Here is an 11,165-nt window from a genome sequence, read left to right as displayed (position 1 = left end):
TAGGAAGGGCGAAGTCCCTATACTTGCCGACCAGGTCCAGAAACCTGAGCTCAAACTATTCCTGATTACCTAACTGAAGCAGGCACGAGGTGCGTGGTGGATTTCCCTTCCCGTTTTGAAGTGATCGTCATCGGCGGCGGTCATGCCGGTACCGAGGCAGCACTGGCCTCAGCACGCATGGGTGCAAAAACCCTGTTGCTGACGCATAACGTGGAAACCCTCGGGGCCATGAGTTGTAACCCCGCTATCGGTGGGATCGGCAAAAGCCATCTGGTCAAGGAAATTGATGCCCTTGGCGGCGCGATGGCCATCGCTACCGATAAAGGTGGTATTCAATTTCGCGTATTGAACAGCCGTAAAGGCCCGGCCGTGCGTGCAACCCGCGCTCAGGCTGATCGGGTTCTGTACAAGGCGGCTGTCCGCGAGATCCTCGAAAACCAGCCGAACCTGTGGATATTTCAACAGGCTGCCGACGACCTGATCGTCGAGCAGGATCAAGTGCGCGGTGTTGTCACCCAAATGGGCCTGCGTTTCTTCGCGGACTCCGTGGTGTTGACCACTGGCACCTTCCTTGGTGGACTTATCCACATCGGCATGCAGAATTTTTCCGGTGGCCGTGCCGGTGACCCGCCGTCGATCGCCCTGGCTCACCGTCTGCGTGAATTGCCATTGCGCGTTGGCCGCCTGAAAACCGGCACACCACCGCGTATCGACGGTCGTTCTGTGGATTTCTCGGTGATGACCGAGCAAGCCGGCGATACACCGATACCGGTGATGTCGTTCATGGGTTCCAAAGAGCAGCATCCGAAACAGGTCAGCTGCTGGATTACCCACACGAACGCTCGCACCCATGAAATCATTGCCGCCAACCTTGATCGTTCGCCGATGTATTGCGGTGTGATCGAAGGTGTCGGCCCGCGTTACTGCCCGTCGATCGAAGACAAGATCCATCGCTTTGCCGACAAGGAAAGCCATCAGGTGTTCATCGAACCGGAAGGCCTGACGACCAACGAGCTGTACCCGAACGGTATATCCACATCCTTGCCATTCGACGTGCAACTGCAGATCGTGCAATCGATCCGCGGCATGGAAAATGCGCACATCGTTCGTCCGGGTTACGCCATCGAGTACGACTACTTCGACCCGCGTGACCTGAAGTACAACCTGGAAACCAAAGTCATTGGCGGTCTGTTCTTCGCCGGGCAAATCAACGGCACCACCGGTTACGAAGAAGCCGGCGCCCAAGGTTTGCTGGCCGGGGCCAACGCTGCACTGCGTGCTCAAGGCAAAGATGCCTGGTGTCCGCGTCGCGACGAGGCGTACATCGGAGTGTTGGTCGACGACCTGATTACCTTGGGTACCCAGGAACCGTACCGGATGTTCACGTCCCGCGCCGAATACCGCCTGATCCTGCGCGAGGACAACGCCGACCTGCGCTTGACCGAAAAAGGGCGCGAACTGGGTCTGGTGGATGACGCGCGTTGGGCTGCGTTCTGCATCAAACGCGAAAGCATTACGCTGGAAGAACAGCGCTTGAAAAGTACTTGGGTTCGCCCGGGCACCGAGCAAGGCGATGCGATTTCCGAGAAATTTGGCACGCCGCTGACCCACGAATACAACTTGCTCAACCTGCTGAGCCGTCCGGAAATCGATTACGCTGGTTTGATCGCCGTGACCGGTGGCGGCGCAGAAGATCCACAAGTCGCCGAGCAGGTCGAAATCAAGACCAAATACGCCGGTTACATCGATCGTCAGCAAGATGAAATCGCGCGGCTGCGGGCCAGCGAAGACACAAAACTGCCTGTGGATATCGATTACACGAATATTTCCGGTCTCTCCAAAGAGATCCAGGGCAAGCTCGGCGCGACTCGTCCAGAGACTTTGGGCCAGGCGTCGCGTATTCCGGGTGTGACGCCGGCAGCGATTTCGCTGTTGATGATTCATTTGAAAAAACGCGGCGCGGGCCGTCAGTTGGAGCAAAGCGCTTGAGTTCGTTGGTCACCTCGCAACACGCAGAAGAGTTATCCACAGGTGCTCGCCAACTCGGTGTCGCGCTGACAGAAACCCAGCATGCTCAGTTGCTGGGTTATCTGGCCCTGTTGATCAAATGGAACAAGGCTTACAACCTGACCGCCGTACGCGATCCGGATGAAATGGTTTCCCGTCACTTGCTCGATAGTTTGAGCGTGATGTCGTTCGTCGAAAATGGCCGCTGGCTTGACGTTGGCAGCGGCGGTGGCATGCCGGGTATTCCGTTGGCCATTCTGTTTCCAGAGTCCCAAGTGACCTGCCTGGACAGCAACGGCAAGAAAACCCGCTTCCTGACCCAGGTCAAACTCGAACTCAAACTGGATAACCTGCAAGTTATCCACAGTCGCGTCGAAGCTTTTCAGCCTGATCAGCCATTCAACGGGATCATTTCCCGGGCGTTCAGCAGCATGGAGAACTTCAGCAACTGGACTCGCCACCTCGGCGACACCGAAACACGTTGGCTGGCAATGAAGGGCGTTCATCCCGCCGATGAGCTGGTAGCATTGCCGGCAGACTTCCACCTCGATAGCGAACACGCCCTGGCCGTACCCGGTTGCCAAGGCCAACGCCATCTGCTGATACTGCGCCGCACGGCATGATTGGGAACACAAGCAAGAATGGCTAAGGTATTCGCGATAGCGAACCAAAAGGGTGGTGTGGGCAAGACCACCACCTGTATCAACCTCGCAGCGTCCCTGGTCGCTACCAAGCGTCGGGTGCTGTTGATCGATCTCGATCCACAGGGCAACGCCACCATGGGTAGCGGTGTGGATAAACACAGCCTGGAGAACTCGGTCTACGACCTGTTGATCGGCGAATGCGATCTGGCCCAGGCTATGCACTATTCCGAGCACGGTGGTTACCAACTGCTGCCGGCCAACCGCGACCTGACTGCAGCCGAAGTGGTTCTGCTGGAAATGCAGATGAAGGAAAGTCGCCTGCGCAGTGCGCTGGCGCCAATCCGTGAAAACTACGATTACATTTTGATCGACTGCCCGCCGTCGTTGTCGATGCTCACGCTTAACGCACTGGTTGCGGCTGACGGGGTGATTATCCCCATGCAGTGCGAGTATTTCGCGCTCGAAGGTTTGAGCGACCTTGTGGATAACATCAAGCGCATCGCTGAGTTACTGAACCCGAACCTGAAAGTCGAAGGCCTGTTGCGGACGATGTATGACCCGCGCCTGAGCCTGATGAACGATGTTTCGGCGCAGCTCAAGGAACACTTCGGCGAGCAGCTCTACGACACGGTGATTCCGCGCAACATCCGCCTGGCTGAAGCACCAAGCTATGGCATGCCGGCGCTGGCATACGACAAATCATCGCGGGGCGCCATTGCCTATCTGGCATTGGCGGGCGAGATGGTTCGTCGTCAACGCAAAAACTCACGCACTGCCGCTGCTCAGGCAACTTAAGGAATCCCCATGGCCGTCAAGAAACGAGGTCTCGGACGCGGACTGGATGCATTGCTGAGTGGTCCGACTGTCAGCTCGCTGGAAGAACAGGCGGTACAGGCTGATCAGCGTGAGCTGCAGCACCTGCCCCTGGACCTGATCCAGCGCGGTAAGTACCAGCCGCGCCGGGACATGGATCCTCAGGCGCTGGAAGAGCTGGCGCAGTCGATCAAGGCTCAGGGCGTGATGCAGCCGATCGTGGTTCGTCCGATTGGCAGCGGTCGCTTCGAAATCATCGCCGGTGAACGCCGTTGGCGCGCGAGTCAGCAAGCTGGGCAGGAAACCATCCCGGCAATGGTTCGCGATGTCCCGGATGAAACCGCGATCGCCATGGCGCTGATCGAGAACATCCAGCGCGAAGACCTCAACCCAATCGAAGAAGCGGTGGCTTTGCAGCGTTTGCAGCAGGAATTCCAGCTGACGCAGCAACAAGTGGCCGAAGCGGTGGGCAAGTCCCGCGTAACCGTGGCCAACCTGCTACGCTTGATCGCGTTGCCGGAAGTCATCAAAACCATGCTGTCCCACGGCGACCTGGAAATGGGTCATGCCCGTGCTTTGCTCGGTTTGCCGGAAAATCAACAGGTTGAAGGGGCGCGACACGTTGTCGCACGGGGGCTGACTGTACGCCAGACTGAAGCACTGGTCCGCCAGTGGTTGAGTGGTAAACAGGAACCTGCTGAACCGGTAAAGCCGGACCCGGATATCGCCCGACTCGAACAGCGTCTGGCTGAGCGCCTAGGCTCTGCGGTGCAGATCCGCCACGGGAAAAAGGGGAAGGGGCAGTTGGTGATCGGTTACAACTCCCTCGATGAGCTTCAAGGTGTGCTTGCACACATTCGTTGAAACATTTCCTCATGTAGTGTGCAGTCGGAAATCACTACCTGACAGTTGAATAGGGGCAGAACCGCCCCTATACTCTGCGCGCATTTTGTCGGCACAAATTATGCCAAGTTATTGAATTCTGGCAGCCGATCATTGGGGAGCAAAAACGATGGAAAGCCGCACGCCCAACCGCTTGCCGTTCCATCGACTGGCAGTTTTTCCGGTGTTAATGGCTCAATTTGTCGTTTTGGTACTGGCCGCTTTGGCGCTCTGGTACTGGCACGGAGTCGTTGCCGGGTACTCAGGACTTTGCGGAGGCCTGATAGCCTTGCTGCCTAATGTTTATTTCGCTCACAGGGCATTTCGGTTTTCCGGCGCCCGAGCAGCTCAAGCCATCGTCCGGTCTTTTTATGCCGGCGAGGCGGGCAAACTGATTTTGACGGCAGTGCTCTTTGCATTGACGTTTGCAGGTGTGAAGCCATTGGCGCCGCTAGCTGTATTCGGCGTCTTCGTGTTGACCCAACTGGTCAGCTGGTTCGCGCCCCTGCTGATGAGAACAAGACTTTCGAGACCTTAGGGCGTTTGAGGCAACCATGGCAGAGACAACCGCTTCGGGCTATATCCAGCACCACTTGCAGAACCTGACCTTCGGTCAGCTCCCAACCGGCGGATGGGGTTTTGCCCATACCGCAGCAGAAGCCAAAGAAATGGGCTTTTGGGCTTTCCACGTCGATACTCTCGGCTGGTCGGTCGCGTTGGGTCTGATCTTCGTTCTTCTTTTCCGCATGGCGGCAAAGAAGGCGACTTCCGGTCAGCCTGGTGCTTTGCAGAACTTCGTTGAAGTATTGGTCGAATTCGTCGATGGCAGCGTGAGAGACAGCTTCCATGGCCGTAGCCCGGTGATTGCACCGTTGGCACTGACTATCTTCGTTTGGGTCTTCCTGATGAACGCTGTCGACCTGATTCCGGTCGACTGGATTCCTCAACTGGCCATCCTGATCACTGGCGATTCGCACATTCCGTTCCGTGCCGTATCGACCACCGACCCGAACGCTACCCTGGGCATGGCCCTGTCGGTGTTCGCGCTGATCATTTTCTACAGCATCAAGGTCAAGGGCATCGGCGGCTTCATCGGCGAACTGACCCTGCACCCGTTTGGCAGCAAGAACATTTTCCTGCAAGCGCTGCTGATCCCGGTGAACTTCCTGCTGGAATTCGTCACCCTGATCGCCAAGCCAATCTCTCTGGCGCTGCGTCTGTTCGGCAACATGTACGCCGGCGAACTGGTCTTCATTCTGATCGCTGTGATGTTCGGCAGTGGTCTGCTCTGGCTTAGCGGCCTGGGCGTAGTTCTGCAGTGGGCGTGGGCTGTGTTCCACATCCTGATCATCACCCTGCAGGCGTTTATCTTCATGATGTTGACCATCGTTTACCTTTCGATGGCGCACGAAGAGAACCATTAAGGCCAGTCTCGACTAGTCTGATGTCCCACTCGGTCAAACGAGTGGGGGCCCGAACAGGGCTATGAAACGATTTGTTTTACCGCTTTAAAATCTAAAAAACCTAAACCATACGACTTAAAAGTCGGGAGGAAAGATGGAAACTGTAGTTGGTCTAACCGCTATCGCTGTTGCACTGTTGATCGGCCTGGGCGCACTGGGTACCGCAATTGGTTTCGGCCTGTTGGGTGGCAAGTTCCTGGAAGGCGCAGCGCGCCAGCCAGAGATGGTTCCAATGCTGCAAGTCAAAATGTTCATCGTTGCCGGTCTGCTCGACGCCGTCACCATGATCGGTGTTGGTATCGCTCTGTTCTTCACCTTTGCGAACCCATTCGTTGGTCAACTCGCTGGCTAATTACTCGAACCTTCGAGTAATTGGTGTGATGTGCAACGAACGAGCGAGGTGTTGGCGTGAACATTAATGCAACCCTGATTGGCCAGTCCGTTGCGTTCTTCATTTTTGTACTGTTTTGCATGAAGTTCGTGTGGCCTCCGGTCATCGCGGCTTTGCACGAACGTCAGAAGAAGATCGCGGATGGACTGGACGCTGCCGCCCGAGCAGCTCGCGACCTGGAGTTGGCCCAAGATAAAGCGGGTCAACAACTGCGCGAAGCAAAAGCTCAGGCAGCCGAGATCATTGAGCAAGCCAAGAAACGCGGTAACCAGATCGTTGAAGAGGCTGTTGAAAAAGCCCGTATCGACGCTGACCGTGTGAAGGTTCAGGCTCAGGCCGAGATCGAACAGGAACTGAACAGTGTCAAAGACGCGCTGCGTGCCCAATTGGGTGCTCTGGCCGTTGGCGGCGCCGAGAAGATCCTGGGTGCCACAATCGATCAAAACGCGCACGCGGAGCTGGTAAACAAACTGGCTGCTGAAATTTAAGCGAGGGCGATCATGGCAGAATTGACCACGTTGGCCCGACCTTACGCTAAGGCAGCCTTCGAGCACGCCCAGGCCCACCAGCAACTGGCCTCTTGGTCAGCCATGCTCGGCCTGGCTGCAGCAGTGTCGCAAGACGACACCATGCAGCGCGTGCTCAAGGCCCCGCGACTGACGAGCGCAAACAAGGCCGCCACGTTTATTGACGTGTGCGGCGACAAGTTTGATGTGAAGGTACAGAACTTCATTAACGTCGTTGCCGAAAACGACCGTCTCCCGCTGTTGCCGGAGATCGCCGCTCTGTTTGACCTGTACAAGGCCGAACAAGAGAAATCGGTAGACGTTGAAGTCACCAGTGCTTTTGCATTGAACCAAGAACAGCAAGACAAACTCGCCAAGGTTCTCAGTGCACGACTCAACCGGGAAGTGCGCCTGCAAGTCGAGGAAGACAAATCCCTTATTGGGGGCATTGTCATCCGCGCCGGCGACCTGGTAATCGATGGCTCGGTTCGCGGCAAACTCGCGAACCTTGCCGAAGCATTGAAATCTTGAGTTTGAAGGGGCAGCAGAGCAATGCAGCAACTCAATCCTTCCGAAATAAGTGAAATTATCAAGGGCCGCATCGACAAGCTCGATGTGACCTCCCAAGCCCGTAACGAAGGCACTGTCGTCAGCGTATCTGACGGTATCGTGCGGATTCACGGTCTGGCCGACGTAATGTACGGCGAGATGATCGAGTTTCCGGGCGGCGTCTTCGGTATGGCTCTCAACCTGGAGCAAGACTCTGTAGGTGCCGTTGTATTGGGCTCTTACCAGTCTCTGGCTGAAGGCATGAGCGCCAAGTGCACAGGCCGCATCCTCGAAGTTCCGGTGGGTAAGGAACTGCTGGGTCGCGTAGTCGACGCACTGGGTAACCCAGTTGACGGCAAAGGTCCGCTGAACAACACCGAGACCGATGCGGTCGAGAAAGTTGCTCCAGGCGTGATCTGGCGTAAGTCGGTAGACCAGCCTGTACAGACTGGCTACAAGGCTGTCGATGCCATGATCCCTGTCGGCCGTGGCCAGCGTGAGCTGATCATCGGTGACCGTCAGATCGGTAAAACCGCTCTGGCGATCGACGCGATCATCAACCAGAAAGACAGCGGCATTTTCTGCGTCTACGTAGCGATCGGTCAGAAACAATCGACCATCGCCAACGTTGTTCGCAAGCTGGAAGAAAACGGCGCACTGGCTAACACCATCGTCGTTGCCGCGAGCGCTTCGGAATCTGCAGCACTGCAGTTCCTGGCACCGTACTCCGGTTGCACCATGGGTGAATTCTTCCGCGACCGCGGTGAAGACGCGCTGATCGTTTATGACGATCTGTCCAAGCAAGCAGTGGCTTACCGCCAGATTTCCCTGCTGCTGCGCCGTCCACCAGGCCGTGAAGCTTACCCAGGCGACGTGTTCTATCTCCACTCCCGTCTGCTGGAGCGCGCATCCCGCGTTTCGGAAGAGTACGTAGAGAAGTTCACCAACGGCGCAGTGACCGGCAAAACCGGTTCCCTGACCGCACTGCCGATCATCGAAACCCAGGCTGGCGACGTTTCCGCGTTCGTTCCGACCAACGTGATTTCCATCACTGACGGTCAGATCTTCTTGGAATCGGCCATGTTCAACTCCGGGATCCGTCCTGCTGTGAACGCCGGTGTTTCGGTATCCCGTGTGGGTGGTGCCGCTCAGACCAAGATCATCAAGAAGCTCTCCGGTGGTATCCGTACCGCTCTGGCTCAGTACCGTGAACTGGCGGCATTCGCCCAGTTCGCTTCTGACCTGGACGAAGCAACCCGTAAGCAACTTGAGCATGGTCAGCGCGTTACCGAGCTGATGAAGCAGAAGCAATACGCACCAATGTCTATCGCTGACATGGCGCTGTCGCTGTATGCCGCTGAGCGCGGGTTCCTGACTGACGTCGAAATCACCAAGGTTGGCAGCTTTGAACAAGCGCTGATTGCTTTCTTCAACCGCGATCACGCCGATTTGATGGCGAAGATCAACGTGAAGGGTGACTTCAATGACGAAATCGACGCTGGCATGAAAGCCGGTATCGAGAAGTTCAAGGCCACCCAAACCTGGTAAGCCGCAGCGGGAGCCGCAAGGCTCCCGCTTGCTAACCTGATAGGTGTTACATGGCAGGCGCAAAAGAGATTCGCAGTAAGATTGCGAGCATCAAAAGCACGCAAAAGATTACCAGCGCCATGGAAAAAGTGGCGGTCAGTAAAATGCGCAAAGCACAAATGCGTATGGCTGCTAGCCGTCCTTATGCGGAGCGCATCCGCCAGGTTATTGGTCATTTGGCCAACGCCAACCCGGAATATCGCCACCCTTTCATGATCGAGCGTGAAATCAAGCGCGTCGGTTATGTCGTAGTGAGCAGTGACCGTGGTCTGTGTGGTGGTTTGAACACCAACCTGTTCAAGGCCCTGGTCAAGGACATGGCGAAAAACCGTGAAAACGGCGTCGAGATCGATCTGTGTGTTGTTGGTAGCAAGGGTGCGGCTTTCTTCCGCAACTTCGGCGGTAACGTCGTTGCAGCTATCAGCCACCTGGGTGAAGAGCCATCGATCAATGATCTGATTGGCAGCGTCAAGGTGATGCTGGATGCCTACCTGGACGGCCGTATTGATCGCCTGTCCGTGGTGTCCAACAAGTTCATCAACACCATGACGCAACAGCCTACTGTGGAGCAGTTGATTCCACTGGAGGCAACCCCGGATCAATCGCTCAAGCACCACTGGGACTATCTCTACGAACCGGATGCCAAAGAGCTGCTTGACGGCTTGATGGTCCGTTACGTCGAGTCGCAGGTCTACCAGGCGGTGGTCGAGAACAACGCGGCTGAACAAGCTGCGCGGATGATCGCGATGAAGAACGCTACCGACAACGCCGGTGATTTGATCAGCGATTTGCAGCTGGTCTACAACAAGGCGCGTCAGGCTGCGATCACCCAAGAGATCTCGGAAATCGTCGGCGGCGCTGCCGCGGTTTAACGGTTCAAATATTCAGAGGATCCAGCTATGAGTAGCGGACGTATCGTTCAAATCATCGGCGCCGTTATCGACGTGGAATTCCCACGCGACAGCGTACCGAGCATCTATAACGCGCTGTTGGTACAAAGCGCGGCAGGGACCACTCTGGAAGTTCAGCAACAGCTGGGCGACGGCGTGGTTCGTACCATTGCGATGGGTTCCACCGAAGGCTTGAAGCGCGGTCTGGAAGTCAAAGACTCCGGCGCAGCCATCTCCGTACCGGTCGGTAAAGCGACCCTGGGCCGGATCATGGACGTACTGGGCAACCCGATCGACGAAGCTGGCCCGATTGACACCGAAGAGCGCTGGGGCATTCACCGTCCTGCGCCAAGCTTCGCTGAACAAGCTGGCGGCAACGACCTGCTGGAAACCGGCATCAAGGTTATCGACCTGGTTTGCCCGTTCGCCAAGGGTGGTAAAGTCGGTCTGTTCGGTGGTGCCGGTGTAGGCAAAACCGTAAACATGATGGAACTGATCCGTAACATCGCCATCGAGCACAGCGGTTATTCCGTGTTCGCCGGTGTGGGTGAGCGTACTCGTGAGGGTAACGACTTCTACCACGAGATGAAGGATTCCAACGTTCTGGACAAAGTGGCACTGGTTTACGGTCAGATGAACGAGCCGCCGGGTAACCGTCTGCGCGTAGCACTGACCGGCCTGACCATGGCCGAGAAGTTCCGTGACGAAGGTAACGACGTTCTGCTGTTCGTCGACAACATCTATCGTTACACCCTGGCCGGTACTGAAGTATCCGCACTGCTGGGCCGTATGCCTTCCGCAGTAGGTTACCAGCCGACCCTGGCCGAAGAGATGGGTACTCTGCAAGAGCGTATCACTTCGACCAAAAACGGTTCGATCACTTCGATCCAAGCGGTATACGTACCTGCGGATGACTTGACTGACCCGTCGCCAGCGACCACTTTCGCCCACTTGGACGCCACCGTCGTTCTGTCCCGTGACATCGCTTCCCTGGGTATCTACCCAGCGGTCGATCCACTCGACTCGACTTCGCGCCAGCTGGACCCGAACGTAATCGGCCAGGACCACTACGACACCGCTCGCGGCGTACAGTATGTTCTGCAACGTTACAAAGAACTGAAGGACATCATTGCGATCCTGGGTATGGACGAGCTGTCGGAAACCGACAAGCAGTTGGTAAACCGTGCTCGTAAGATCCAGCGTTTCTTGTCGCAGCCGTTCTTCGTGGCTGAAGTCTTCACCGGTGCTTCGGGTAAATACGTTTCCCTGAAAGACACCATTGCTGGCTTCAAAGGCATCCTCAACGGTGACTACGACCACTTGCCAGAACAAGCGTTCTACATGGTCGGCGGCATCGAAGAAGCGATCGAGAAAGCCAAGAAACTGTAATCCCGGCGCCCGGCAACGGGCGCTAATTTAGGTTGAGGCAATCA

At 56.5% G+C, this 11,165-nt stretch carries 12 protein-coding genes; all 12 read left to right on the top strand.

Features of this window, described 5'->3' with window-relative positions:
• Positions 1 to 96: 96 nt before the first annotated feature.
• The 12 genes from mnmG to atpD all read left to right on the top strand — a co-directional run bounded on the left by mnmG (position 97) and on the right by atpD (position 11,121).
• Positions 97 to 1,989, top strand: coding sequence for a tRNA uridine-5-carboxymethylaminomethyl(34) synthesis enzyme MnmG (gene mnmG, locus ACXPVS_RS15200; protein WP_458510662.1), 1,893 nt, complete (start codon positions 97 to 99; stop codon positions 1,987 to 1,989).
• A complete protein-coding gene (rsmG, locus tag ACXPVS_RS15195) occupies positions 1,986 to 2,630 on the top strand; it encodes a 16S rRNA (guanine(527)-N(7))-methyltransferase RsmG (protein WP_458510661.1) in 645 nt (214 codons plus the stop codon). Before mnmG ends, rsmG begins: the two co-directional genes overlap by 4 nt.
• A gap of 18 nt (positions 2,631 to 2,648) precedes the next feature.
• On the top strand, positions 2,649 to 3,446 hold the full coding sequence (locus ACXPVS_RS15190) for a ParA family protein (protein WP_282379780.1): 798 nt from the start codon (positions 2,649 to 2,651) through the stop codon (positions 3,444 to 3,446).
• 9 nt (positions 3,447 to 3,455) lie between these two features.
• A complete protein-coding gene (locus ACXPVS_RS15185) occupies positions 3,456 to 4,328 on the top strand; it encodes a ParB/RepB/Spo0J family partition protein (RefSeq protein WP_008027541.1) in 873 nt (290 codons plus the stop codon).
• A gap of 148 nt (positions 4,329 to 4,476) precedes the next feature.
• The gene (locus tag ACXPVS_RS15180; protein WP_150630636.1) at positions 4,477 to 4,884 is read left to right on the top strand and encodes a F0F1 ATP synthase subunit I; all 408 of its coding nucleotides are present in this window, start codon (positions 4,477 to 4,479) and stop codon (positions 4,882 to 4,884) included.
• A gap of 16 nt (positions 4,885 to 4,900) precedes the next feature.
• The gene (gene atpB, locus ACXPVS_RS15175; RefSeq protein WP_458510660.1) at positions 4,901 to 5,770 is read left to right on the top strand and encodes a F0F1 ATP synthase subunit A; all 870 of its coding nucleotides are present in this window, start codon (positions 4,901 to 4,903) and stop codon (positions 5,768 to 5,770) included.
• Between the two features lie 133 nt (positions 5,771 to 5,903).
• On the top strand, positions 5,904 to 6,161 hold the full coding sequence (gene atpE / locus ACXPVS_RS15170) for a F0F1 ATP synthase subunit C (RefSeq protein WP_002555987.1): 258 nt from the start codon (positions 5,904 to 5,906) through the stop codon (positions 6,159 to 6,161).
• 56 nt (positions 6,162 to 6,217) lie between these two features.
• Complete coding sequence (locus tag ACXPVS_RS15165; protein WP_008027535.1) at positions 6,218 to 6,688, top strand: F0F1 ATP synthase subunit B; 471 nt, start codon at positions 6,218 to 6,220, stop codon at positions 6,686 to 6,688.
• Between the two features lie 12 nt (positions 6,689 to 6,700).
• Entirely contained in the window at positions 6,701 to 7,237 is a 537-nt protein-coding gene (locus ACXPVS_RS15160) for a F0F1 ATP synthase subunit delta (RefSeq protein WP_458510659.1), read from the top strand.
• Between the two features lie 21 nt (positions 7,238 to 7,258).
• On the top strand, positions 7,259 to 8,803 hold the full coding sequence (gene atpA / locus ACXPVS_RS15155) for a F0F1 ATP synthase subunit alpha (protein WP_458510658.1): 1,545 nt from the start codon (positions 7,259 to 7,261) through the stop codon (positions 8,801 to 8,803).
• Positions 8,804 to 8,853: 50 nt separating this feature from the next.
• On the top strand, positions 8,854 to 9,714 hold the full coding sequence (gene atpG / locus ACXPVS_RS15150; RefSeq protein ID WP_458510657.1) for a F0F1 ATP synthase subunit gamma: 861 nt from the start codon (positions 8,854 to 8,856) through the stop codon (positions 9,712 to 9,714).
• A 27-nt stretch (positions 9,715 to 9,741) separates the two neighbouring features.
• The gene (atpD, locus tag ACXPVS_RS15145; protein WP_458510656.1) at positions 9,742 to 11,121 is read left to right on the top strand and encodes a F0F1 ATP synthase subunit beta; all 1,380 of its coding nucleotides are present in this window, start codon (positions 9,742 to 9,744) and stop codon (positions 11,119 to 11,121) included.
• Positions 11,122 to 11,165 lie beyond the last annotated feature (44 nt).

Source organism: Pseudomonas sp. Ma2-10 (genome assembly GCF_054330215.1).
The sequence above is the reverse complement of the archived record's forward strand: the minus strand, read 5'-3'. Positions and strand labels throughout refer to the sequence as shown.